Origin of the sequence: Sphingomonas jatrophae, assembly GCF_900113315.1 — a bacterium.
In the GTDB taxonomy this organism is placed as follows: domain Bacteria; phylum Pseudomonadota; class Alphaproteobacteria; order Sphingomonadales; family Sphingomonadaceae; genus Sphingomonas_P; species Sphingomonas_P jatrophae.
In genome coordinates this window covers 768644-793551 of record NZ_FOZG01000001.1, presented here as the reverse complement: position 1 = coordinate 793551, position 24908 = coordinate 768644, and the positions used below count along the sequence as shown (strand labels likewise).

Annotated in this window: 20 protein-coding genes and 1 pseudogene; 17 read left to right on the top strand and 4 right to left on the bottom strand. The window is 65.1% G+C overall.

What is annotated here, in order from left to right; translation table 11 throughout:
- Positions 1-7 precede the first annotated feature (7 nt).
- From BM360_RS03730 to BM360_RS03720, 3 genes are all read right to left on the bottom strand, one after another.
- Complete coding sequence (locus BM360_RS03730; RefSeq protein ID WP_093310912.1) at positions 8-1354, bottom strand: HlyD family type I secretion periplasmic adaptor subunit; 1347 nt, start codon at positions 1352-1354, stop codon at positions 8-10.
- The gene (locus BM360_RS03725; protein WP_093310910.1) at positions 1351-3063 is read right to left on the bottom strand and encodes a type I secretion system permease/ATPase; all 1713 of its coding nucleotides are present in this window, start codon (positions 3061-3063) and stop codon (positions 1351-1353) included. Before BM360_RS03725 ends, BM360_RS03730 begins: the two co-directional genes overlap by 4 nt.
- 96 nt (positions 3064-3159) lie before the next feature.
- Positions 3160-4566 carry a helix-turn-helix domain-containing protein gene (locus tag BM360_RS03720; RefSeq protein ID WP_093313702.1) on the bottom strand — a complete coding sequence of 469 codons (1407 nt, stop codon included), beginning with the start codon at positions 4564-4566 and terminating at the stop codon, positions 3160-3162.
- A gap of 140 nt (positions 4567-4706) precedes the next feature.
- Between BM360_RS03720 and BM360_RS03715 the strand changes: the two are divergent.
- The 17 genes and pseudogenes from BM360_RS03715 (at position 4707) to BM360_RS03645 (ending at position 23798) form a co-directional block, all read left to right on the top strand.
- Positions 4707-6298: pseudogene (locus BM360_RS03715) on the top strand (isocitrate lyase).
- A gap of 23 nt (positions 6299-6321) precedes the next feature.
- Positions 6322-6495: a hypothetical protein gene (locus BM360_RS19485; RefSeq protein WP_165611195.1), complete on the top strand. Its 174-nt coding sequence runs from the start codon at positions 6322-6324 to the stop codon at positions 6493-6495.
- Positions 6496-6666: 171 nt separating this feature from the next.
- Positions 6667-7434 carry a glucose-1-phosphate cytidylyltransferase gene (rfbF, locus tag BM360_RS03710; RefSeq protein WP_093310909.1) on the top strand — a complete coding sequence of 256 codons (768 nt, stop codon included), beginning with the start codon at positions 6667-6669 and terminating at the stop codon, positions 7432-7434.
- Positions 7431-8525 (top strand): CDP-glucose 4,6-dehydratase, encoded by a 1095-nt coding sequence (gene rfbG / locus BM360_RS03705; protein WP_093313700.1) that lies wholly within the window; start codon positions 7431-7433, stop codon positions 8523-8525. Before rfbF ends, rfbG begins: the two co-directional genes overlap by 4 nt.
- Positions 8513-10270, top strand: coding sequence for an ArnT family glycosyltransferase (locus BM360_RS03700; protein ID WP_093310906.1), 1758 nt, complete (start codon positions 8513-8515; stop codon positions 10268-10270). The genes rfbG and BM360_RS03700 overlap by 13 nt, the downstream gene beginning before the upstream one ends.
- Positions 10271-10368: 98 nt before the next feature.
- Positions 10369-11712: a lipopolysaccharide biosynthesis protein RfbH gene (rfbH, locus tag BM360_RS03695; RefSeq protein WP_242653399.1), complete on the top strand. Its 1344-nt coding sequence runs from the start codon at positions 10369-10371 to the stop codon at positions 11710-11712.
- Positions 11713-11756: 44 nt separating this feature from the next.
- A complete protein-coding gene (locus tag BM360_RS03690) occupies positions 11757-12461 on the top strand; it encodes an aldolase/citrate lyase family protein (protein ID WP_165611194.1) in 705 nt (234 codons plus the stop codon).
- Between the two features lie 5 nt (positions 12462-12466).
- The gene (locus tag BM360_RS03685) at positions 12467-13177 is read left to right on the top strand and encodes a hypothetical protein (RefSeq protein ID WP_093310897.1); all 711 of its coding nucleotides are present in this window, start codon (positions 12467-12469) and stop codon (positions 13175-13177) included.
- The gene (locus tag BM360_RS03680) at positions 13167-14906 is read left to right on the top strand and encodes a thiamine pyrophosphate-binding protein (RefSeq protein ID WP_242653302.1); all 1740 of its coding nucleotides are present in this window, start codon (positions 13167-13169) and stop codon (positions 14904-14906) included. The genes BM360_RS03685 and BM360_RS03680 overlap by 11 nt, the downstream gene beginning before the upstream one ends.
- A gap of 10 nt (positions 14907-14916) precedes the next feature.
- Positions 14917-15921: an NAD-dependent epimerase/dehydratase family protein gene (locus tag BM360_RS03675; protein WP_093310895.1), complete on the top strand. Its 1005-nt coding sequence runs from the start codon at positions 14917-14919 to the stop codon at positions 15919-15921.
- Between the two features lie 135 nt (positions 15922-16056).
- Positions 16057-18069 carry an SLBB domain-containing protein gene (locus tag BM360_RS03670; RefSeq protein ID WP_131819175.1) on the top strand — a complete coding sequence of 671 codons (2013 nt, stop codon included), beginning with the start codon at positions 16057-16059 and terminating at the stop codon, positions 18067-18069.
- A complete protein-coding gene (locus BM360_RS03665) occupies positions 18066-19172 on the top strand; it encodes a GumC domain-containing protein (RefSeq protein WP_093310889.1) in 1107 nt (368 codons plus the stop codon). The genes BM360_RS03670 and BM360_RS03665 overlap by 4 nt, the downstream gene beginning before the upstream one ends.
- Positions 19169-20110, top strand: a complete 942-nt coding sequence (locus BM360_RS03660; protein WP_093310887.1) for a glycosyltransferase family 2 protein — start codon at positions 19169-19171, stop codon at positions 20108-20110. The genes BM360_RS03665 and BM360_RS03660 overlap by 4 nt, the downstream gene beginning before the upstream one ends.
- Before the next feature lies 1 nt (position 20111).
- Entirely contained in the window at positions 20112-20510 is a 399-nt protein-coding gene (locus BM360_RS03655; RefSeq protein ID WP_165611193.1) for a GtrA family protein, read from the top strand.
- Complete coding sequence (locus tag BM360_RS03650; RefSeq protein ID WP_093310881.1) at positions 20507-21877, top strand: hypothetical protein; 1371 nt, start codon at positions 20507-20509, stop codon at positions 21875-21877. The genes BM360_RS03655 and BM360_RS03650 overlap by 4 nt, the downstream gene beginning before the upstream one ends.
- A complete protein-coding gene (locus BM360_RS19480) occupies positions 21874-22038 on the top strand; it encodes a hypothetical protein (protein ID WP_165611192.1) in 165 nt (54 codons plus the stop codon). The genes BM360_RS03650 and BM360_RS19480 overlap by 4 nt, the downstream gene beginning before the upstream one ends.
- 65 nt (positions 22039-22103) lie before the next feature.
- Entirely contained in the window at positions 22104-23798 is a 1695-nt protein-coding gene (locus tag BM360_RS03645; protein ID WP_131819174.1) for a hypothetical protein, read from the top strand.
- A gap of 4 nt (positions 23799-23802) precedes the next feature.
- Here the strand turns inward: BM360_RS03645 and BM360_RS03640 are convergent, their stop codons facing one another.
- Positions 23803-24783 (bottom strand): SPOR domain-containing protein, encoded by a 981-nt coding sequence (locus BM360_RS03640; protein WP_093310871.1) that lies wholly within the window; start codon positions 24781-24783, stop codon positions 23803-23805.
- Between the last annotated feature and the right edge of the window lie 125 nt (positions 24784-24908).

Here is a 24908-nt window from a genome sequence, read left to right as displayed (position 1 = left end):
GCAGGCCTCAATGCTCGCGGAACGAGCCCCAGAAGGCACCGATCAGCGGCTCGAGCGCATAATCCAGCGCGGTCCGCTCACGTAGCGGGATCAGCACGTCGGCAGGCATGCCGGGGCGCAATTGGAAGTCCTTGCCGCGATAATCGTTCAGCACGCGCAGCTGTTCGGGCGGAACGGTGACCTCGGCGGTGAAGTAGGTGATGCCCGTCTTCTCGTCGGTGAAGCTGTCGGCCGACACCCGGCTCAGCCAGCCTTTCAGGTCGGGCAGGTCGCGCTCGTGCAGGCTGGGGAAGCGAACGCGCGTCTGCAGGCCGACGCGCAGATCGTCCGCATCGTCTGGGGAGATGCGCGCCTGCACGCGGAGCGGCGTCCGCTCGGGCACGACATCCATCAGCTTCTGCCCCGCCGCGATCACGCCGCCGGGCGTGAAGATGGACAGGCCGACGACGGCCCCGGTGGCCGGCGCTCGGATCTCAGTTCGCGCCAGCTGCTCGCGTGCGGCAGCCAGCTTCGGCAGCACGTCGCCGAGCTGCGTCTCGACGTCGCGCAGTTCGGACACGGTGCGCTCACGGAAAGACCGCTCCGCCTCCAGCCGCTGGATCTGGCTTTCGCGCGCGGCCTCGCGCGTCTGCGCGACACTGGCTGAATATTGCCCTCGCTCGCCCTCCAGCTCGGCACGCATCCGCTCCAATTCGCGCAGGCGCGTCTGCGAGACGAAGCCCTTCTCGGCGACGGGCTTGAGAGCGGCGAGCTGCGCGTCGAGGATGCGGATCTGCTCGCGCGCGGAGACCATCTGCTCGCCATAACCGCGGCCCTGTTCGCCAGATTGCGCGCTGCGCTGCTGGAGCGCGTCGCGCTGAGCGGAGAGCGTCGCGCGACGGGCGTTGAGTTCGGTCTGTTGGAGCCGCAGCACCAGCGCCGCCTCGGCGCGGTCCTCCTCCATCAGCGTCGCGAACTCCGCGGGCGGGGTGACCCGCGCCTCGCCGAGTTGTTCGGCGCGCAGCCGCGAGCGCTGCGCCAGCAGCCGGATGGCCTGCGAGGCGAGCGCCCGCTCGCTCGCACGGACCTCCGGCGCGGCAAGGCTGATGAGCAGCTGCCCGCGACGGACGCGCTGCCCCTCGCGGACGAAGATCTTGCCGACGACACCGCCATCGCGATGCTGCACCGACTGCCGCTGGCCGGAGACGACCAGCGTGCCGGGCGCATGCGCCGCCGCATCCAGCCGGAAAAAGGCCGCCCAGCCGAGAAACAGGACGAAGAACAGGGCGGCGATCAGCCCGCCATTGCGGATGTCGCGCCCCGGATTGCCGATTGCAGCGGCGGCGGGAAGCGGCTCGGCCAGAAGGCTCGTCATGCGTTCGCCACCTGTTGTCCGACCGGTGCACCGACCGGTCGTGGCCGCGGCGGCGCGATCTTGGCCAGCACCTCGTCACGCGGGCCGAACAGCTCGACCCGCCCGCCGCGCATCACCACGAGCTTGTCGACGACCGGCAGAATGCTCAGCTTGTGGCTGACGATCAGCACCGTATGCCCTTGCTTCTTATAGTGGTCGATCGCGGCGACGAGCGCCTGATCGCCCTCGGAGTCGAGATGGGCGTTGGGCTCGTCCAGCACCAGCAAGGCGGGATCGCCGAACATCGCACGGGCCAGTGCCACACGCTGCGCCTGACCCGCGGACAAACCGCCGCCGCCCGGCCTCAACGTATAGTCGAAGCCGCCCTTCAGATGCTGGATCAGCTCGCGCGCGCGCGCCATCTCTGCAGCGGCAATCACCGCGGCGTCCAGCTCGGCCGCATCCTCGCCCAGCTCACCGCGGAACCGCGCAATATTCTCCTTGATCGTACCGGCAAACAGCGAAGGTTCCTGCGGCAGATAGCCGATGTGGCGTGCCAGCTGCTCCGGATCCCAGTCGCCCAGCGCCGCCCCGTCCAGCCGCACCAGCCCCCGATCCGCTACCGAGGCTGCCGCGACGATCCGCGCCAATGTCGATTTTCCCGCGCCGCTCGGCCCCACGATTGCCACCACCTCGCCCGCCGCGATGCGCAGCGAGATGTCGCTGAGGATCGTGCCATCGCGCGTGTCGTTGAACAGCGTGACGCCTTCGACGACCAGATCGCCGCGGGGCGCGGGAAGGCGCGTCGGCTCCGCCGTCACCACCGATCCGGCGAGCAGGCGATCCAGCCGCAGCCAGCTGTCACGCGCCAGCACGAGGCTCCGCCAGCTGCCGATCAGCTGTTCGATCGGCGACAAAGCCCGCGCGATCAGGAAGGAGGCGGCGAAGATCGCACCGCCCGAAATCTTGTTGTCGATCGCCAGCAGCGCGCCGGTGCCGAGCGCGAGACTCTGTAGCGCAAGGCGGACGAATTTCGATGCGGTGAGATAATTGCCCGCCGCGAAACCCGCATCGGTCTGCTGCGTCATCATCGCTTCGCGTGCGCGCAGCTGACGCGACACCATCGCCCGCCGCATGCCCAACGCGCGCACGGCATCGGCCCCGCCGAGCAACGCCTCCTGCGCGGCGTAGGCGCCCGTCGCGGCCGACTGTGCCTTTTCCAGCGCGCCGCGTGTCGCCCGCTCGTTGCGCCAGGCGATCGCCGCCAGCACGCCACCGCCGACCAGTGCCAGCACGCCGAGCCAAGGGTGGATCAGGAAGCAGAGCAGCACGTAGATCGGCGTCCACGGCGCGTCGAACAGCGCAAGGATGCCGGGCCCCGTCAGCGTGACCCGCAGCGCGTCGAATTCACGCAGCGCGGCGCGGGCGGTCGGCGCGTCCGGGCGGCGCAGCGTCGCGTCCAGCAGGGTAGGGGCGAGCACCGCATCAAGCAGGACGCCCGCACGCACCAGCAGGCGCGAGCGGACCCGATCGAGCAGCGATAGCGTGACCAGCCCGAACAACAGGATCAAGGTGAGGAAGAGGAGCGTCAGCTCGCCCTGTGTCGGCACCACACGGTCATAGACCTGCAGCATGTAGAGCGTCGGCGCGATGTAGAGCAGGTTCACGAGCGCGCTGAACCCCGCCGCCGCGGCGACGTGGCGGCGGCACCGCGCGAAGGCGGCGCGCATCGGACTGGTGGGAGCGTTTGCTGTCACAGGCCGGCATTTAGCTGAAACACCGTGCCATTCCCAAGGGAAAGCTGGTCTTGTTTCAGAGTATCTGCATCAGGCCGACACGTCGGCGAAGCCGAAGGGGGCGTGGCGGCGGTGGTGGTCGTCCGGCAGGATCTGCCGGCCGATCGGCGGCAGCGAGCGGGCGGGGCAGCTGTCACGCTGGCAGAGGGTGCAGCCAATGCCGATCGGGGTCGGCGCGGGCTGGCCGGGTGCGGCGGCATAGACGAGCCGCGAGGCATGTTCGGCAGCGCAGCCGAGCGCGACAGCGCGGGTGAGTCGCGCCGCGCCATGCGCCCCTCCGCCTGCGACGACGGTGCGCGCGATCGAGAAGAAGCGCTGGCCGTCCGGCAGCTCGAACCACTGCGTCACCACCTCGCCGGGCGTGCGGAAGACGTGGTGGACCGACCAGAGCGGGCAGCCGCCGCCATGGCTGGCGAAGGAAAAGCCCGCGCCGTCCAGCCGCTTGGAAATATTGCCCGCCGGATCGACACGGAGGAAGAAGAAGGGCACGCGCTCCTGCCCCGGCTTCTGGAGCGTGGTCAGCCGGTGCGCCACCTGCTCGAAACTGGTGCCGAACTGACGGCCGAGCGCCTCGACGTCGTAGCGTTTGTCCTCCACCGCGCGGGCAAAAGCGGCATAGGGCATCAGGATGGCGGCGGCGGCATGGTTGGCCAGCGCACGGCGCGCGAGCCGCCGGCCATTACCACTGGCGGGCGGGCCGGCGCCGCCCAGCGCCTGATCCAGCGCGGGGGCGAGTTCCAGATAGGCGAGCTGGAGTGCAAGCTGAAAGGCGCGGCTCTCGCGGTCGAGCGTTTCGTCGAGGAAGATGGTGCCGCTGTGCGGATCGTGCCGCCGCACCATGCCCGCCATGACCTCACGAGGCAGAGGCCGGACCCGCAAGCGGTGCCGCACCGTGAGATAGGCGGCTACGCTGTCATGCTGCGCTACCGCTTCCGCAATCCGCTCGGCGGCCTCATCCAGTGCGGGGAAGCAGTTGCGCTTGACCGCAAGAAATCGACGGACCTCGACGACCGCGTCGGCCGGCCCCGCGCTTGCGCCCGGATCGGCGCGACGGTCTGCCAGCGCCTGCTGCTCGGCACGGTAGGCGTCGTGCAGGCGCAGGAACGCTTCGGTGATGCCGGGGAAGTTGGTTGAGACATCCGCCGCCTGCAAAGCGGGCAGATCGATGTCGGCGAACAGCGGATCCTTCAGCACTGACTGTAAGCGCCCGGCCAGCTCGGCACCGCCGTCCCCGGCAAAGTCGGCAAGATCGACCTTGTAGGTGCGCGCGAGCCTTAGCAGCATGTCCGCGGTGAGCGGCCGTTGATTGCTCTCGAGCAGGGAGACGTAAGAGACGGAGACGCCAAGGTCGGCCGCCATGCCGGGCTGCGTCAGGCCGAGATCGCGGCGCAGCCGGCGCAGGCGAGGGCCCATATAGGCAGCGCGCTCCTGCGCCATGTCGACCATCTCCGAATGTCAATGCTCCACAGCTTTACAGCAGTGTTTTGTCAAGTTCCACAACTCGACAGCGCGCTCCCTGTCAGCGGCGGGGTTCACGACGTTAACGCCTGTGCAACATCAACGCTTGGGATCAGGTCATGCGCTACGAACACCATCTCGCCGCCGCCGCCGCCACGATCGACAGTGCGGGCGCGCCGTGGCGCGGGATCGATGCCGAGGCGGTCGCGCGGATGCGCCTGCAGAACCGCTTCCAATCGGGTCTCGATATCGCGCGCCACACCGCCAAGGTGATGCGCGCCGACATGGCCGCTTTCGATGCCGATCCGGCCGCCTACACCCAATCGCTCGGCTGCTGGCACGGCTTCATCGGTCAGCAAAAGATCATCTCGATCAAGAAGCATTTCGGCACCACCAAGGGGCGGTACCTTTATCTGTCGGGCTGGATGGTCGCCGCGCTGCGGTCCGGGTTCGGGCCGTTGCCCGATCAGTCGATGCACGAGAAGACGAGCGTTCCTGCGCTGATCGAGGAACTCTACACCTTCCTCCGCCAGGCCGATGCGCGCGAACTGGGCATGATCTTCCGCGAGATCGACGCTGCACGTGCAGCCGGCGACACGGCCAAAGAAGGCGATCTGCTCGAGCGGGTCGACACCTATGAGAGCCACGTCGTGCCGATCATCGCCGACATCGACGCGGGCTTCGGCAATGCCGAGGCCACCTATCTGCTGGCGAAAAAGATGATCGAGGCAGGCGCCTGCGCGCTGCAGATCGAGAACCAGGTGTCGGACGAGAAGCAGTGCGGTCATCAGGACGGCAAAGTGACGGTGCCGCACGAGGACTTCCTCGCCAAGATCCGCGCATGCCGGTATGCCTTTCTCGAACTCGGAGTCGAGAACGGCATCATCGTCGCCCGCACCGACTCGCTGGGCGCGAGCCTGACCAAGCAGATCGCTTTCAGTCGCGAGGCCGGCGACATTGGCGACCAGTATAACGCCTTCCTCGACTGCGAAGAGGTGACGGACCTATCCACCCTGCGCGGCGACGTCGTGATTGAGCGCGACGGACGGCTGATGCGGCCGAAGCGGCTGCCGTCAAACCTGTTTCAGTTCCGTGAGGGCACCGGGGCGGATCGCTGCGTTCTGGATTGCATCACCGCGCTCCAGAACGGCGCCGACTTGCTGTGGATCGAGACGGAGAAGCCGCACATCGAGCAGATCGCATCCATGGTGGACCGGATTCGCGCGGTCGTGCCGGACGCCAAGCTGGTCTATAACAACTCGCCCAGCTTCAACTGGACGCTGAACTTCCGCCAGCAGGTGTACGATGCTTGGGCTGCGGAGGGGCGGGACGTTTCGGCATATGAGCGTCCGGCACTGATGAGGTCATCTATGACGCCACCGATCTGGCCAGGGAAGCCGACGAGAGAATCCGCAATTTCCAGAGTGAAGCGGCCAAGCGAGCCGGGATCTTCCATCACCTCATCACCCTGCCGACCTATCACACCGCCGCGCTCTCCACCGATGCTCTGTCAAAGGAGTATTTCGGCGCGGCTGGGATGCTCGGCTACGTCGCCGGCGTGCAGCGCAAGGAAATTCGCGAGGGGATTGCCTGCGTTCGCCACCAGAACATGTCGGGCTCCGACATCGGCGACGACCACAAAGAATATTTTTCCGGCGAGGCCGCGCTCAAGGCCGGCGGCCTCCACAACACGATGAACCAGTTCGCCTGACCGGACCTTCAAAGGATCAAGAGGTGACCAACAAAGCCACCATCTCCCCCGAGCCAGCGCGCGCCCGCCCGGTCTTCTCCAACGAGGATTTCGGCCTGTTGAAGACAGCCGTGCTCGCTTACCTTCGCGCCAACGAGGATGCGCCGGACAGCGTCAAGTTCAGCAATCTCTACCATCGGCTGGGTCGCTTCGGCTGAGCACCTAACCGGCCTGCTGAACAGATATAGACGGAGAGGATGCGCGCCGCCCTTTGCCCGCCGGCAAGGGCGGCGACGCCCCCGTGTTTATTGAGCGCGGCCGACACTTCCGTGCCGCTTGACACTCATCGCGCACCCGCCCAATGCCCGCCGCCGGATTAGGGGATTTTCATGCGCGCAGTGATCTTGGCCGGGGGTCTGGGTACCCGGCTCGGCGAAGAAACATCGCTTCGCCCGAAGCCCATGGTGGAAATCGGCGGCAAGCCGATCATCTGGCACATCATGAAAATCTATTCGTCGTTTGGCGTGAACGACTTCATCGTATGCCTGGGTTATAAGGGGTATATGATCAAGGAGTATTTCGCGAACTACTTCCTGCACACCGCCGATGTCACCATCGATCTGCGCGAGAACCGGACGGAGATTCATCAGCGCCGCAGCGAGCCCTGGCGCATCACGCTCGTCGAAACCGGGCCCGAGACGATGACCGGCGGCCGATTGAAAGCGATCCGCCCTTATCTGACGGAAGGGGAGCCGTTCTGCTTCACCTATGGTGATGGTGTCTCCGACATCGACGTGGGTGCGCTGATCGACTTCCACAATGCCCATGGCAAGCGCGCCACCGTCACGATGGTGGCGCCGCCGGGGCGCTTCGGCGCGCTCGAGATCGACGGCACGGCGGTGACTGGCTTTCGCGAGAAGCCGGCGGGCGACGGCGGTCTGATCAACGGCGGCTTCTTCGTTGCCGATCCGTCCGTGCTCGATCTGGTCGACGGCCCGGAGACGATCTGGGAACAGGCGCCGCTGGAAACGCTCGCCGCGACGGGGGACCTGATGGGCTTCCGTCATGACGGCTTCTGGCAGCCGATGGATACGCTGCGCGACAAGATCCATCTCGAGGAACTGTGGCAGGCCGGTGCGCCGTGGAAGCGCTGGTGAGCGTCCGCGGCGAGGCCGGCTGGCGGGGCCGCCGGGTTTTCCTGACAGGTGACACGGGCTTCAAGGGGAGTTGGCTGGCGTTGTGGCTGGCTGAGCTCGGCGCCGAGATCACCGGCTATGCGCTGCCTGCGCCGACCCAGCCCAGTCTGTTTGAGGAAGCTCGCGTCGGCGAGCTAATCCGCCACATCGATGGCGACATCCGCGACCTGGCCGCGCTCGAAGCCGCCATGGCCGAGGCGCAGCCGGAACTCGTGCTGCACCTCGCTGCGCAGCCGCTCGTCCGCCTGTCCTACTCGGAGCCGGTCGAGACGTTCGCGACCAACGTGATGGGCACCGCGCACCTGCTGGACGCGGTGCGGCGTACGCCTTCGGTTCGCGCGGTGATCTGCGTAACCAGCGACAAGTGCTACGAAAATCGCGAGTGGGTGTGGCCCTATCGCGAGAATGATCCGATGGGCGGCCACGATCCCTACAGCGCCAGCAAGGGCGCGTCTGAACTCGTCGTCTCCGCCTATCGCCGTTCGTATTTCTCCGATCCGTCCGGCCCGCTCATCGCCTCGGTGCGCGCGGGCAATGTGATCGGTGGTGCCGACTGGGCGCTCGACCGGCTGATTCCCGACATCGTCCGCGCGCTTGCCGCCGGTCAACGTCCGCTGATCCGCTCGCCCGGTTCCGTGCGCCCGTGGCAGCACGTCATGGAGGCGCTCGGCGGCTACATCGTCATTGCCGAGCGATTGCTCGCTGGCGACGCTTCGGTCGCGACCGGCTGGAATTTCGGCCCTGCCGACGACGACACCCGCCCCGTCGGCTGGATCGTCGAGCGGATGCTCGAGCGATGGGGCCTGCCCGTCGATGCGTGGGACAAGCCCGAAGGCCCGCAGCCGCACGAGGCGACATTGCTCAAGCTTGATTGCTCGAAGGCGCGCAACGAGCTCGGCTGGCGCCCGGCGATGAACCTTCCCCAAGCCCTCGATGCGATTGTCGATTGGCACCGCTCGGTAGATGGCGGCGAGGATGCCCGCGCCGCAACGCTGCGCCAGATCGCTGCCTACCGCGAAGTGGCGGATCGTACCCGCGCATGGGCGATCTGACGTCTTCCCACCGCCGCACGATCTGGCCCCTGTTCGATGTGCCGCGCTCGCGCGGTGCCGCACACCGGGAATGGGGCGTGGCATCGGTGTTGGCCGGAATCCTGTCGGCGGCGCTGGCGATCCGGCTGGTCGGCGTGCAATTCGGGCTGCCGGCGCTCTACGATCCCGATGAAGGCTTTTTCCTCATCACCGGGCTCAAACTGCTGAGCGAGCGGACGCTTAATCCGGGCTGGTTCGGCCATCCCGGCACCGTCACCATCTATCTACTGGCGCTTATTGAAGCGGGGGTGATCGGCTTCGGCATCCTCACCGGCCGCTTCGCTGACGTGCGCGGCTTTGGCCGGGCGCTCTACACCGATCCTTCGCTGGTGGTGGTGCCCGCGCGGCTGATGATTGTGGCGTTCGGCGTTGCAGGCGTGCTGCTCACCTATCTGCTCGGGCGGCGCGTGGCGGATCACCGCGTGGGGCTGTTGGCGGCGGCTCTCGTCGCACTCAATCCGCTGCACATCAGCCTGTCGCAGATCGTGCGCACCGATATTCAGGCGAGCGCCTTCATGCTGCTCAGCGCGCTGGCTGCGACCACGGCATCGCAAACCGGACGGTTGCGCGCCTATCTGCTCGCAGGAGTTTGGCTCGGAGTCGCTTGCGCGACCAAATGGCCAGCGGCGGCGGTGATGGCTGGGATCGGCGGCGCCTGTGTGCTGCGGATCGTGCAGGATGGTCGCGCCGAGGCAAGGCGGCAGGCCACGTGGCTGGTGGCGGGCATTGCCACCGGCGTCGTTACGCTGCTGCTCGTCTCCCCCTATCTCGTGCTCGATCACGCGACCTTGTTGTCGAATCTAGGGGGCGAGGCGAAGCCGCAGCATCTGGGATCGACGGGGGGCAGCCTACCGTCCAACCTGCTCTGGTATGTGACGCATCCGCTGCGCGGCTCGTTCGGCGTGTTGGGTATTGCGTTAATCGGCGTCGGTGTCGTCACAGCCGTGCAGCGCGGCGGCGCGCCTGCGGCGGTGGTGCTGCCGATCATGCTGGCCTTTCTCGTCGGCATCTCCTCGCAGCAGCTGATTTGGCCGCGGTGGATCGTCGCCGGACTTCCGTTCTGCGCTATTTTGGCTGCAATCGGCTTGTGGCGCATGGTCGATGCCGTGCCGTCGGTCCGTGCCCGTGTGTCAATCACGGTTGTGCTGGCGGTGGCGGTGCTGCTGCCCATGGCAGGACGTGCAGCGGCGCAGGCGCGCGAGTTGCAGAGCGACACACGCGCCATAGCCTCTGCCTGGCTGAAGCAGCATGCGCCGCCCGGCAGCACCGTGCTGATCGAGCATTTCGCGTTCGATCTGATCCGCCAGCCGTGGGAGTTTCGTTACCCGGCGGGAGATGCTGGCTGCCTCGATCCGAAGCTCGCCGCCCGCCAGCGCATCCGCACCGCGGCCGTGTATCAGATGCGCGGCAACCGCTCGATCGTCGACATTGGCACGATCAATCCGGCGCGTTTGGAAAGCTGTCGGGCTGACTTCGCCATCTTCACTGATTATGATCGATACCGCGGCGAAGGCGCCCGTTATGCGGCCGAAATCTCGCGATATGAGGCGCTCGCTGCCGGCGGACGTCTACTGCTGACGGTGCGCCCCGCGCCCGGCTTGGTGGGCGGTCCGACGGTGCGGGTCGTCCGCTTGGGGCTGCGGCCCCGCACGGCTTCAAACCCACCATTAAGCCTCAAGGTGGGTAGAGTTGACAAGGCGGGGTAGCAATCGCCATGGAAGCCAGCCTTGAGGCGCGGCAGATCGAGCCGACGGCATGTCGGACCCGCCAACCTGTTGAGAAGGGACGAAAGTTGACCTCTGATGTGCTCGCCGCGGACTTGCTGAAGAGCGCCGACGGCCTTGCCGAACCCGCCCTTCGCGAACTGATCCTTGATCTTGTCGGACAATATGCTCGCTCGTTTCATGCTCCAAAGGACTTCGTTCCGGGCGAGAGCGCGGTTCCGGTCTCTGGCAAGGTCTATGGCGAAGCCGACATGCGCAGTCTTGTCGACTCGTCGCTCGATTTCTGGCTGACGACTGGGCGCTTCAACGCCGAGTTCGAGCCGAAGCTGGCTAAGCGCCTCGGCACCAAGTTCGCGCTGACCACCAATTCGGGGTCGTCCGCCAACCTGCTGGCTTTGTCGTCGCTCTGCTCGCCGATGCTGCGCAAGCGCGCGCTGAAGCCGGGCGATGAGGTGATCACCTGCGCCACGGGATTTCCGACAACGGTGAACCCGTCGATTCAGTACGGTCTGAAGCCGGTATTCGTCGACATCGACATCCCGACCTACAACATCAAGCCTGACATGATCGAGGCGGCGATCAGCGACAAAACGCGCGCCATCATGGTCGCTCACACGCTTGGTAATCCGTTCGATCTCGGTGTCGTGATGGATGTCGCGAAGCGCCACAACCTGTGGGTTGTCGAGGATTGCTGCGATGCTCTGGGCGCTACCTATAACGGCCAGGGCGTGGGTACCTTCGGCGATATCGGCACGCTGAGCTTCTACCCCGCGCATCATATCACGATGGGTGAGGGCGGCGCCGTATTCACCAAGTCGCCTGTCCTCAAGCGTCTGATCGAGACGATGCGCGACTGGGGCCGTGACTGCTGGTGCGAGCCGGGTCAGGACAATACCTGCGGCAAGCGTTTCGGCCACAAGCTCGGCAACCTGCCCGCCGGCTACGATCACAAATACACCTATAGCCATGTCGGCTACAATCTGAAGATCACCGACATGCAGGCCGCGGTCGGCGTCAGTCAGCTTGACCGGCTCGATGAGTTCGTCGAGGCGCGTCGCCGCAACTTCCGCCTTCTCGTCGAAGCGCTGAAGCCGCTTGAAGAGTTCTTCATTCTTCCGGAAGCGACGCCCAACAGCGATCCCAGCTGGTTCGGGTTCCTGCTCACCCTGCGCGAGGGCCTGAAGTTCACGCGCGATGAGCTGGTGATGCACCTGAACGACAAGAAGATCGGCACCCGTCTGCTGTTCGGCGGCAACCTGCTGCGCCAGCCGTACATGATCGGGCGCGACTATCGTGTGGTGGGCGATCTCACCAACGCCGACATCATCACGGAGCGGACCTTCTGGATCGGCCTGTTCCCCGGGATCGGGGCGGAGCATGTCGATTATGTTGCCGATACGATCACGCGCTTCGTCCGCCGCTGAGCGGGACGACGCACCGGAAGGCTTGGAACGTGAAGGGGTTTGTCGTGTCTGATTATGGTCGCTTTGCGTCCCTCAAGGGCGAGTTCGAGGCGGAGGGCCTGAGCCGTGAGGAAATCGCGGTCGAAGTAATCTTCGCCGCGCGGCGTGGCCTGGACTATCTCGTGAAGATCGGCGGTTGCGAGGCGAAGTCCGATATCGACTACCTGCGTCGCCTTGGTGTCACGAGTCTCGTCGCGCCGATGATCGAGAGCGGCTTCGCGATGAGCAAGTATCGCGATGCGCTGCCCGCGGGTCACTTCAAGCATATTGGCGTCACGATCGAGACGATCACTGCCGTCGATCGCATCGAGGAGATCCTCGATGCTGGCAGCCACCTGACCGACGTCACAATCGGACGGTCCGACCTGACGGCCTCCTACGGCGGTGAGGGTGTCGACAGCCCGCGCACGATCGAGATGGTCAAGGTTGTCGCAAAAGCGGCGCGTGCCCGTGGCCGACACGTCACGATGGGCGGCAGCGTCAACGTCAAGACGCTGCACCTGCTGCGCGAGGACGCGGAACTGGCCGGGCTGGTCGATTATGTCGAGACGCGCAAGGTTATCATGAAGTCGTCCGACTTCGTTCAGGATGGGACGCTGGAGGCCGCGATCGCTGCGGAGCTTGAGTTACTCGACCTGCGCACCGGCCCGATGGAGTCGGCGCTCGGCAAGGCGACCAAGCGCGCCACGCAGATCCGCGAGCGGCTGTAAGCTCTGTGGAGGTCAAGTTCGTTCTGGATTTCGACGGCGTCCTGTTCAACAGCGCTTTCGAGGCCTTTACCGTCTGCAACCGCGCCATCGCGGACCGCAGCGGCTATCGAGACGATGTGAGCTTCGAGGAGTTCCTCGAGTTCAGGGCTGTCGTTACCGACGCTTGGCAGTATAACAGGCTCTACGATCGGGATCGGGTGATACGCGACCCGGCTAAGCTTCCAGCCGAGCTGCCTGGACCGGAAGACTGGAACTTCTCGCGCGATTTCTTCGCGGCCCGAGCCGAGTTGATGGGTGATCCTGAATGGCCGAAGGTCATGTCGCCCTACGACTTTTTCTTCCTTTTGCGCCCGCTGTTGCTGGAGCATCCGGATCGCTTCGCCGTCCTCTCGACGCGCAATGTGGAGTCGATCCGCCAAACGCTACAATTCTACGATGCGGATGTGCTTCCCATCTTCGGACAGGAGGACATCCGCACGCTCGGCTCCAAGATCAAGGTGGCTGAAGCGCAGGGTTGGCTGAAAAAGGGTGAGTATTTCATCGTCTACGTCGACGATATGAATGCGCACCTTGAGCCGTTCGACGGCAAGGTGCATCTGCCGCTCCATGCCAGTTGGGGCTATGATAAGGAAAAGATCGACAGTTTGAGTCAGCATCAGGTGATCACGATCATCTCCTCGCTGCTCAAGCTCTCGGGAGGGCGCGATGCCGATTAAGTATAGCGACCAGATCGGTGCCTGGCTGAAGGCGGCTGGCTATACGCATTACTTCTTCGTTGGTGGTGGGAACATCATGCACCTGACGGAGAGCCTTGACCGGTTCCTTAAAGGCGTTCCGGTGGTGCACGAAGTTGCCGCCGGCATCGCCGCCGAATATTTCAATGAGATCGCGGCACCCGCCAAGGCGCTCGCGCTGGTGACGACGGGTCCCGGGCTCACCAACATCGTCACCGCCGTTTCGGGGGCTTGGCTCGAGAGCCGCGAATTGCTGGTCATTGGCGGGCAGGTGAAGACGAGCGACTTGTCGCACGGCACTGTGCGCGGCCGCGGCATCCAGGAAGTCAATGGTGTCGAGCTGATGCGCTCGACCACCAAGGTATCGCGCCGCATGCTCGCGCCGGTGTCGGCGGCCGAGTTCCTCGAGATCGTTGCTCCCAGCTGGGAGCCGCGCAAGGGGCCCGTCTTCCTGGAAATGCCGCTCGACGTGCAGGCGGCGACCGTCGAGGAAGAGGCGCTGCCGGCCATCGTGCCGCCCTCGCTAGCCACCGCGACCGACGTTCAGATTGACGAAGTGGCGACGCTTTATGCAGAAGCCGAGCGGCCGATCCTGCTGATCGGCGGGGGTGTCTCCTACGCGACCGCCGAACGGCTGCGGGGGCGGCTCGGCGCGCTGCAAGTTCCTACCATGACCACGTATAACGGTGCGGACCGTGTGGGTGGGGAGGATCCCTTCTACCTCGGTCGGCCGAATACCTGGGGCCAGCGTAGCGCGAATATCGTGATCCAGCGCTCGGATCTGATCCTGGCTGTCGGCACACGCCTCGGCCTGCAGCAGACGGGGTTTGCCTGGGAGGAGTTCGGCCGCGACGCGAAGATCGTTCACGTCGACATCGATCAGGCGGAACTCGACAAGGGGCATCCGCGCACCGATGTGAAGCTTGCCGTAGACGCGGACGATTTTCTCGTCCGGCTGCTCGCGCACGAGCTGCCGGCCAAGCCCGACTGGCTTGATCAGGCGCGCGCGATCCGTGCCGCGGTGCCTCGGGTGGAGGATGTCAACAAGACGGGCGAACATTACATCTCGCCTTACGACTTCATCCTGCGGCTTGAAGCGCTGACGCGGCCCGATGACCTGATCGTGCCTTGTTCCAGCGGCAGTGCCTTCACGCTTTCGATGCAGCTCTACAAGCAGCGCTGGGGCCAGCGGATGCTGACCAACAAGTCGCTCGCTTCGATGGGTTACGGCTTGTCGGGTGCGATCGGTGCCGCAATTGCGGGGGGCGGGCGTCGCACGATCCTGATCGAGGGCGACGGCGGCTTTGCGCAGAATATCCAAGAACTCGGCACGCTGGCGATCAACCAGTGCGATCTGAAGATCTTCATCTTCCACGATCAGGGCCATGCCTCGATCCGCATGACGCAGCGCAGCTACTTTAATGGCAAGTATCTCGGCTGTGATCGCCCGTCGGGCCTGGGGCTGCCCGATTGGGAGCGGGTGTTCAACGCATGGGACGTGCCGGTGCTGGCGCTGCCACTTGATTTCGAGAGCGACGCTCGGTTCCAGGAACTCATGTCCGCCCCTGGGCCGGCCGCGTTCATCGTGCCGATCGATCCGGAGCAGACCTACTTTCCGAAAATCAGCAGCCGCATAACTGAAACCGGCTCGATGGCGTCCAATCCGATCGACCGGATGAGCCCGGAAATCGACTATCTCGCAAGCCTTTAAGGAACACGACATGTCCCGGTCGCTGATGGTCATCGGAGGATCGGGCTTCTTCGGGAAATCGATCCTGGATGCCTTCGCCCGAGGTTTCCTCGCACCCTGGGCGATTGACCGCATTCTGGTTGTCGCGCGGTCTGCATCGCGGCTGAGTGTCACGCATCCGTCGCTGGTAGGGGCAGGGGTTGAGCTGATCAACGCCGATGTCGGCACTGCGGCGTCGCTGCCCTTTGCCGATTACGTCATCCACGCGGCAAGTACGACGGACGCACAACGCTATATCGACGATCCGCTCGGTGAACGGGCGAACATCCTCGCCGCGATCGACAATTACGCCCGGATCGCGCGCGCCTGCCATGCGGACAGCCGCATCATCTACACCAGCTCGGGCGCGGTCTACGGTCAGCAGCCGCCAGAACTTGATCTCCTGCCCGAGACGTTCGACCCGGGCGAGGCGAGCGGCCTTGTCGCCTACAAGCGCGATTATGCCGAGGCGAAGCGGCTGGCGGAGGCGCGCATCGCGGCGCTCGGGGAACATGGCATTCGGACCTCCGTCGCGCGCTGCTTCGCGTTCGTCGGCGTTCATCTGCCGCGCGACCAACATTTCGCAATCGGTAATTTCCTCGCCGATGGCCTTGCCGGCCGTCCTGTCCGGGTGAATGCTCGGAAGCCCGTTTACCGCAGCTACATGCATGCGGACGATCTGGTGGTGTGGCTTCTCACTATCGCCGCCGCGGCGGATTTGCATTGTCCGACCTGGAATGTTGGATCCGATGAAGCGGTGACGATGGGCGATGCGGCGGAGGCGGTCGCGCGGCGTTGTGGTGTCCCGGCACTGGTGCCCGCGTGGAGTGAGCCGGGCGAGGATCGCTACGTTCCTTCGATTGCCAAGGCGCGCGAGGCGCTGGGCCTCGCGCTCGCCTACGATCTGGAGAGCGCGATTGACGATGTCGTTCGCCGCGTCGGCAGTGCGGAGCCGCTTGCGGCGGCCGGTGCTTCTGATAGTGGCAAAGGCAGATAACAGGAACGAAAGGCGCGCGCAGGGGGGCAATGCCCTATCTCGGTCGGGCCGGGCTCCTGGTGAGCTCGCTCTTATGGAGTGGGCTCGCCTAGCGTTCCTTAAACGAGAGTTCTTTCAGTGGCAGGCAGCTTTACCGTGGAACCCCAGTCGATCCGTCCCGGCGTGCCCCGGGCCGGGCGGACCCGCCGTGTGCTGGCGGTGACAAGCGGCTGGAGCGCACTTGCGGCGATGGTCGCGGCGACACCTGCGTCACTTTACGCGCAATCCTTCTACCAGCAGCCGGATCGTTCCACGCCGGCAGGCTCGCCGCTTGATCCTTACAGCTCTCAGGCACAGGCACAGGCGCAGGCGGCGGTCGCCGCTCAGGCTGCCAATGCGAGTGCGCAGCAGGCGGCCACGCGGCTTGAGCCGGTAGAGATCACTGATCGCGAGTCCCTGATCAGTCAGGATGGCGACGAGCGGACGAGCCGCGGTTCCTTATTGCGCGATCGCCGATCTGGTGAGCAGACCGCGACCGAGACCCAGACCCGCCGCCCGGCCCCGCCGAGCGAGTTCGAGACCTATGTCGAACGCGCGATCGGCCGGGCGCTGCCGCGCTTTGGCGCGGATCTTCTCGTTCCCGGCTCGCGCGATTTCGCCACCGCGGCGACTGCCACCGTGCCGCCCGGCTACATTCTCCAGCCCGGCGACCGCATATTCGTCGGCCTGACGGGTTCGATCGAAGGGCGGATCGACGCCGAGATCGATACCAACGGACGCATCTTCATTCCGCGTGTGGGCGCGATCCGCGTTGCCGGTCTGCCTTATTCTGGCCTGCGTGATGCGATCAGCGCTGCAGTCGGCCGGCAATATGTCGATTTCCGCGTCGTGGCGACCGTCACGCGGCTGCGCGGCGTGCGCGTCTATGTCACCGGGTTCGCGAACAACCCCGGCGCGTACACGGTCAGCAGCCTGTCGACGATGGTGAATGCGGTACTCGCCGCCGGCGGCCCTTCGGCCGGCGGCAGCTTCCGTTCCGTGATGCTGTATCGCGACGGCCAGCTCGTCTCCTCGTTCGATCTGTATGACTTCATCCGCGGCGGCGACAAGTCGAAGGACGTCACGCTTCAGAACGAGGACGTGCTGTTCATCCCCGCGGTTGGCCCGCAGGTGGCAATCAGCGGCAGCGTGAACTCAGAGGCGATTTACGAAGCCAAGCCAGGAGAGTCGCTAGACGCGCTGTTGCGCTATGCGGGTAATCCCGGCGTCCTCGCAGATCAGAGCCGCGTCATCCTGAACCGCTTGTCGAACAAGGACACTATCGGCGCTTCGGAAGTGTCGCGGCAACAACTCGCGTCCACCCCGGTGGAAGGCGGCGACATCGTGCAGGTTTTGTCGAGCGGCACGCTGACGCGACCGCTGGAGCGTCAGTCGGTGGTCGTTCGAATCGAGGGCGAGGTGAACAAGCCGGGCAATTACTACGTGCCGGCCAACACCAGGCTTGAGCAGGTGCTTGCGGTGGCGGGTGGAACAACATCGCGCGCGTTCATCTACGGCACCAAGCTTGAGCGCCAATCGGTTCAGCAGCAGCAGCGGCAAAGCTATCGGGAGGCGCTGGAACAGTTCGAGTTGACGCTCACCTCCGCGCCGCTGACCAGCGACACCACCACTGATGCCGGTGTGCGTGCGCAGCAGCTCGCGGCTGCACAGGCGGTTTTGGAACGGCTCCGTCGGGTGGAGCCGGATGGGCGTGTCGTGATGAACGTCGGGATCGCCGACACGCGACTGCCAGGCGAGCTGCTGCTGGAGAATAGCGACCGGATCTTCATCCCGGCGCGTCCGACGACAGTGGGCGTATTCGGCGCGGTACAGCGGCCTGCCTCGTTCCTGATCGAGGGCACGCAGCCGGTCCGCGTCCGCGATTATATCGATCGTGCCGGCGGCGCGCTGCGGGCGGCCGATCGCGGCCAGATCTTCGTCGTCCGCGCCAGCGGTGACGTTATTTCAGCCAAGCGCGGCGCGCTGCGCAGCTACGTCTATCCGGGGGACGTGATCTTCGTGCCCGTGCGCAGCCAGTCATCCTCCTTGCTCTCACGCATCCTGCAGTTCAGTTCATTGGTGTTCCAGATGGGTCTGACCGCCGCCACCGTCGTTGCGGTCTCACAGTGACGCCGCCGCGCTCGATCATCGGCAATCTCACCGTGAGTTCATGGTTTGCCAATCCTTGGCGGCGTCGGGCGATTTTATTCGTCCTGGCGGTGATCTTTGCCGTGCTGGCATTGTTCCCACGGCTGTATCGCACCGCCTCCTCGCTCACTCCGACGGATCCGTCGAGCCTGGGCTTGCAGGGCGCGCTGGGACAGCTCGGTGCGGGCGCAAGCGTGTTCGGTTCGCAGGCGGCGGTGGAGATCAGCCTCAAGGTCGCGCGCTCTCAGGGCGTTCGCCGGGCTGTCGCGGCAGATCTGGATCTGCCGAAGCGGCTCAACATGAGCGATCCACTGGCGATCGATCGGTGGCTGGTGTCCAACGTTGAGATCCGGTCGCTCCGCGGTGGCATCATTCAGGTTGAGTCCAAGCTGACCGATGCGAAACTTGGCCTCGATTTGGTGCGCAGTTTTACGCAGGCTACTCGGTTCCAGCTGGCTCGCATTGCGCGCAATCAGACCGCCTACAAGCGTGATGTGCTGGTCAACCTGGTCCGCTCGTCGCGTCAGCGGCTGGATCGCGCGCAGGCGGCTTATGACAGCTTCCGCCGCCGCACGCGCTACTCGCAGCCCGGGCCTTCGATCGGCGCCATCGGTGCGCGCATTCCTACGCTTCAGGCTGAACTGAAGGCGCGCGAGGTCGAGCTGAACGCTGCCCGCGCTTTCGCGACGGACGAGAATATGTCGGTCCGCCGGATCATCGCCGAAATTCAGGCGATCCGCCGCCAGCTTGCCGAGGCGCAAAGTCTTGACGCCAACGATCCGGACTCGGTCAATCGTGTCGTGGTGCAGTCGACGCAGGTGCAGGATCTTGAGCGTGAGCTCAACATCGCGCGCGGTCTCTATGAGGGCTATCGGCGTTATCTTGAGGGCGCGGCTGTCGAGGATCTGACTTCGACGAGCAGCGTGCGTGTGCTCGAAGAGCCTTATGTCGACAGTGCGCGGCAGTTCCGCACTATACCGGCAGGCCTCTTCATTCTCATTGTCCTGCTGGCGGGTGCGATGGAATTCTATCTCATGCGCCCCCCACTCGGCGATCCGCGGCGCAACCTGAGCCCGGCGCGATGAGCCAAGCGGATCCGGTTTTCTCCGTCGTCATCCCGACGCGGAACGAGGAAGAGAATGCGTTGCCGATCGCTGCGGCGGTGATCGGCGAGATGGAGCGCATCGGCGACACGTTTGAGCTGATCTTCATCGACAATCATTCCGACGACCGCACCGTGGAACTGCTGAAAGATCTCTGCGCGCGTGATCCACGCGTCAAGTTGATCGTCAACGCGCGCAATTTCGGACAAATGCGATCGCCGACCCACGGCATCTATCAGGCGCGTGGCCGGGCGGTGATCAACATGTGCGCTGATTTCCAGGACCCGCCTGAACTGCTGCCGCGCTTTGTCGAACGCTGGCGCTCGGGCTTCGACATCGTGCTAGGCGTCCGCCAATCGGAAAAGTCTTCGGTCCAGCTGGGGCTCGTCCGGCGTTTCTCCTATTGGGCTGCGGCGACGTTCGGCGACTATCCGATCATTCCGAACGCCACCGGCTTCGGGCTATATGATCGCCGTGTGGTTCAGGCGGTCGCGAAGATTCAGGAGCCGGAGCCCTTCTTCCGCGGCATGCTGGTCGAGACCGGCTACAGCGTCGACACCATCTCCTATATTCGTCCCGAACGCGCGGGCGGCGTTTCCAACAACAACTTCTTCGCACTCCTTGAGTTCGCGCTATCCAGTCTTGCGGGAATGTCGAAGCGGCTGTTGCGAGTGCCGCTGCACATTGGCGCGCTGATGCTCATGGCGAGCCTGCTGCTGCTGGTGGCCGGGATCGTTGCCGGCGTGCTCGGCGGGCGGGTGTGGCCATGGATCGTTGGCGCGATCGCGCAGGCTCAGGTCGGCGGCCTGTTCATCTTCCTGGGGCTGATGGGCGACCAGATCCGGCTGATCTCGGAACGGACGCGACGAACCCCGCTGGTCATTGAGCGTGAGCGCATCAACTTCACCGACGAGGCGTGAGGTGGGTCTTGCCCTGCCTACCGGCCTGCGCCGCTTTGCGGAGCTGTTCCGTTTCTATCAGGCCGCGCTGGTCAACACCGCCTTCGGCTTCGGCACCTACGCGCTGCTCGTCTGGCTAGGTCTCGACCTCTATGTGGCGCAGATCATCGCGCAGATAGCGGGCGTGTGCTTCAACTACCTGACCTACAGTAAGCACGTCTTCCGTGATGCGCAGGCGTCAACGGGCCGCTACATCCTCGCTTACCTCGTCAATTACCTGGTGAACTTGGCGTTGCTCGCCTTCTTCGACCTATTCATCCGATCGCCCTATGCCGCGGGCGCGCTCGCTACCCTTTTCGCCTCGCTGATCAACTATTTCGCGCTCAAGCACGTCGTCTTCATGCGCAAGGTGGCTCAGTGAAGACGGGCTGGCTCCCCGACGACGGCGCGAACCGCTGGATCGAGCCGCTGCTGGCCCTCGCCGTGCTGCTTACTGGCGGCTACGCGATCGCGTTGCTGTTGGTGCGCGGCGGCCTGCCGCAGCCCTTCTTCTACCAATCGTTCGACGTGTGGATGGACTGGTTCAACACCGCCTTCTGGGCGCACAATCCCGGCGCATACGATGCCTGGGCGACGCTCTATCCACCGATTTCGTTCGTCTACCTCAAGCCACTGACGTGGGGTCCGTGTTACGTCGCAAACGAGGGCTGGTACTCGCGCGATTGTGATCTTTGGGGCCGGTTCACGATGCACGGCTGGTTCGTGCTCAACATCTTCCTGACCGGGCTGACCTTCTTAAAAATCGACCGCCGCACCGCGCTATTCCGCTCTTTCGTGGTCTGCGCCGGCATGCCGATGCTGGACGCGCTGGAACGCGGCAATCTGCTGATGGCGTGCTACACTTGCTATCTGCTTGGCCACGGCCCGCTCTTGAAAAGTGCGCGGCTGCGCATGCTGTTCGTCGGCATGTCGATCAACTTCAAGATCTACCTTGTGGGCACCCTGTTCGCTTATGCGGTGCGTCGGCGGTGGCGCTGGTTCGAAGGGGCGACGCTGTCGGTCATTGCCGTCTACGTCGCCACCTGGGCGATGGTGGGCGCGGGCACGCCGAAGGAGATCATCACCAACCTCGTTGCTTGGGCGGGTGCGACTTCGCAACCGTCCAGCTTCCTCGACCTGTGGTATGCGACAACCTACGTCCCGGTCGTCTCGCTGCTGACCAGCCAGAGCTTTCCGATTCTCGAGCTCGGCGGGTCCGATCTGGTCGAACTCGGCGCCATGCTGCTGCCGCTCCTCACCCATTCGGTGCAGGGCCTCATCGTGCTTGCCTTCGTCGCGGCGTGGCTTCGACCCGAAGTGGTGCCCACCTACCGGCTGGTGAACCTTGCCGGGTGCATCGCGATGATCACTTCGGAAGCGGGAGGCTATGTCCAAGCACTAATCACGTTGCTGACGTTCTTTGAGCCGTGGCGCGGCGGCCGCGGCATCCGCATCGCGATCGTCACTGCCTATATCGTCTCCCTGTCAGGCGACATCTATCTGGGTCGGCTGTTCACCGTCCTTCAAGGCGGATTCCTGAATAGCGGGCCAGTCTTCTACACCTATCACATGGCGATTGGCCCCTTCCTGCGACCGGCCTTGATTCTGCTGATCGCTGCTTCGCTGTCTTGCACCACGATGCGAGCGGTGTGGCGCGACATCCGCACGCAGGGTTGGAAGGACCGCTGGCGCTTCCGCCGCGATTTGCCGCTGCTTACCGGCGGCGCGCCGAATACGGAGACAGCGTGATGCCGTTCGCCTCTCCCGAGGATCCCAGCCCTGCGAAGCGGAACGCACGCAACCGGCATGCGCGCGATATTTGGGACATGATCGTTGTCTGCGCGCTTGTGTCTATCGTTATCGCGATCGTGCTCTATTTCGCGGGTGCTTTCCGCCTCTCCACCGGCTGATCCACAGCAACGGTTCGCCCGGCGGGACGTTCGGGTCAGGCAGGGACTGTGCATCGGAGAGAGACATGGTTGAACTGCCACGCCGTGCGGTGTTGGGCGCGGCGGCGATGACGAGCCTCGGCGCCGTGGGATCGTCCGCACCGGGCACTGCGACGAGCCAGCCTGTGCCTCAGGCGGGCACTCTGAGCTTGCCGACGCTCGAACAGCTCCGCCGATTGACCCTGCCGCCGGTGGGTGCGTTGATCTACCTTTCGGAGGCAGGACGAGAAGGCTGGTTTCGCGCAGCTTCCGGGCCGCCGCCCGTGAGCGACCCGTTGGAAGGCCTGTTCGTGCCCACCTCGGGCGGCCATTATGTCCGCCTTTGGGATGGCGTGCACGGCCGCCCCGAATGGTTCGGCGCGATCCCTAACAATGGCGCGGTGGATTGCGCACCCGCGATTGAGGCCTGCTACGCGCTGTGCCCCGTCACGCAGCTCTCCCAAGCCGATTATTTCAACAAGCGCACGCTGCGCCTGGCGCAGAGCTGGCGGACGGTGCAGGGCGTGCAGGGAGAAGCCGCAGAGCAGGGGCAGGGCACGCGCATCGTGCTCAGCCAGCAGGCACCGGGTGTCCAGCGCGACGATATCGTGCTGATCGGTACGTTCGAGCAGCCGTCGCACGATCACAGCCGCTACCCACGCGAAATCCACATCCGCAATGTCACACTGATCCGCGACGGTGATCCCGCGCCGCACCCCAGCGGAGATCTCCGCCGCAGCCCTGCGGGCCTGCGCATCGCACATGTGGAGCGCGTCACCGCGCGTGACGTGATCAGCCGCGAAAGCTGCCTAGGCTTTTATATCGGCGGCATCGTCTATTCGAAGCTGGACGACTGTCTATCGATCCGCACTCGGTCGAGCGCGACACGAGCGAACGACATTTATGCCGGCTTCTTCCTCGATGGACGGATCAGCTTCGGCTTCGCCGGCGGCAATGCATCGCTATACATGAACCGCTGCCTCGCCGTTGGACAGGGCTCCGGCGGCAAAGGCTCGGCCGGGCTGATCGCACAAGGCGCGTTCGTCGATAGCTTCATCGACCAGTTCGAATCCGCCGGCATCGCCTCGGGTATGATTTTCGATGCGGCAGGCTTCCGGAATCCAGGGCAGACGGTCGATCTTCACATCCGCAATGCGATCCTGGATGGCTGTTCGGGCACTGGGATCAGCATCGATCTGGATATGACGTCGGGCGCGTCGATCGAGATCCTCGACCTCTACATATACGCCGCTGGCGCGGGCGGGGATCGTGGTGTGGCGATCTTCGACGGTGCAGGGCTCGTGACGATGACGGGGGGCCAGATCCACGGCGATTTCCGCAACGGATCGGTCTGGCTGTCACGCACCCGCGGAGTCAGGCTGCAGGGCACCAAGCTTCACCAGGCCAGCAAGCCGGTCGTCGTCACCGAGGCGAGCGGGCTCGTGCTGGAGCCGCAGATCAACAATGTGGGCAAGACCAGCCCGGAATTCGCAATCACCTGCGGCGCGCTGGTGCGCAGCATCGTACGGCCGGTGGTGATCGGCGCTGGTGGCCCCTCGTTTCGCGGCGGGATCAGCCTGGGTCCGGGCAGCAGGCACTGCCATGTCGATCCGACCGCGGTGGATCCGGACTCGTTCGGACCGCCTAATCCGGCCAACAAGGTGTGGTTTAACGGCACGGATGCTCGCCGCAGCCCGACCTTCGCCTCGGCCGGAAACGTGCTCTCCGGCGTCACGGACTAGGGGGTCAGCCGCCCACGGGAAAGCAGCCGGTAACACCAGAAGCTTTGCACGCCTGCGTGGCGGCGGCGCGGGTGGAGAACGGCCCAGCCTGGAGGCGCGTCACTGCTCCCGCTTTGACGTAGGAAGGGGACAGGCGGCTCAGTCCCGCCTTGCCTGACACCGTCGACCATGCCCCGCGCGCCGCCGCCGCATCGGAAAAGGCACCCAGCTGGATGCGCCATTTGCCGCCGCTCGCCGGGGTTCCAATCGCCTTCGTCTGCTGCACCGCGGCCGGCCTCGAAGCGGCCATAGCCGCCGGCTTGGACGTGGGCACCGTCTTGGTGACGTTAGGAACAGAAGGCGCAGCACCTGCCTCTGCCACCCGCGATGGCGGCAGCGCGGTTGCGCGCACCGGCGCCGGGCGCGGGGCAGGAGCGGTGGCCGCGGTCGCCGTCGGCGCGCTGCCGATCAGCTTGGCCGCTGCCAAACCCTTCTGCCGATCGGGCAACGGGATGAACTGGTCCATTTGCTTCAGGCTCGCCTGCGCCTGCGGCAGACCGGCTGCTGCTGCCTTGGTCATCAGCGCATAAGCGCGCGGGTAATCTCGCACCGTCTCGTCACCGTTGAACAGGGCGGTGCCGTAGACATATTGCGCGCGGGGATCACCGGCGTCCGCCGCTTTCTGGATCCATGGCAGCGCGCCTTTGCGGTCGCCATTCTGGAACATGATCAGCCCGAGCATCGCGCCGGCCTGCCGATGCCCCTGATCGGCGGCCTTTCGGTACCAGGCCTCCGCTTGCCGCAGATCGAGCGGCACGCCCCGGCCGAGCTTGTAGGCTTGCGCCAGGTTGAACTGTGCGTCCGCGTCGCCGGCGGCGGCAGGGTCCGTCCACGCCTTGACGGCCTTCTGGTAATCGCCCGCCTGCCACGCATCGACCCCTTGTTTGACCGGCGGCACGGCCGCGGCAGCAGCGGCGATAAGGATAAGTGTCGGCGCAAACGTCATTTCTGGAATCCCGTGATCGGCGGCGGGCCGCGGTCTGGCGCGTCTTAGGCGTAACGCACAAGGGTTTAACGACATGTTATCCGTAACGCACCGCAATCTGCGCGGCAGCGAACCGGCGTTTACCG

Bases quoted from the DNA above. Each gene is read 5' to 3' on its own strand.
- BM360_RS03730 (WP_093310912.1), bottom strand. From the start codon at position 1,354: ATGACGAGCCTTCTGGCCGAGCCGCTTCCCGCCGCCGCTGCAATCGGC.
- BM360_RS03640 (WP_093310871.1), bottom strand. From the start codon at position 24,783: ATGACGTTTGCGCCGACACTTATCCTTATCGCCGCTGCTGCCGCGGCC.
- BM360_RS03700 (WP_093310906.1), top strand. From the start codon at position 8,513: ATGGGCGATCTGACGTCTTCCCACCGCCGCACGATCTGGCCCCTGTTC.
- BM360_RS03675 (WP_093310895.1), top strand. From the start codon at position 14,917: ATGTCCCGGTCGCTGATGGTCATCGGAGGATCGGGCTTCTTCGGGAAA.
- BM360_RS03660 (WP_093310887.1), top strand. From the start codon at position 19,169: ATGAGCCAAGCGGATCCGGTTTTCTCCGTCGTCATCCCGACGCGGAAC.
- rfbF (WP_093310909.1), top strand. From the start codon at position 6,667: ATGCGCGCAGTGATCTTGGCCGGGGGTCTGGGTACCCGGCTCGGCGAA.
- BM360_RS03680 (WP_242653302.1), top strand. From the start codon at position 13,167: ATGCCGATTAAGTATAGCGACCAGATCGGTGCCTGGCTGAAGGCGGCT.
- BM360_RS03725 (WP_093310910.1), bottom strand. From the start codon at position 3,063: ATGCGCGCCGCCTTCGCGCGGTGCCGCCGCCACGTCGCCGCGGCGGCG.
- BM360_RS03720 (WP_093313702.1), bottom strand. From the start codon at position 4,566: ATGGCGCAGGAGCGCGCTGCCTATATGGGCCCTCGCCTGCGCCGGCTG.
- BM360_RS03645 (WP_131819174.1), top strand. From the start codon at position 22,104: ATGGTTGAACTGCCACGCCGTGCGGTGTTGGGCGCGGCGGCGATGACG.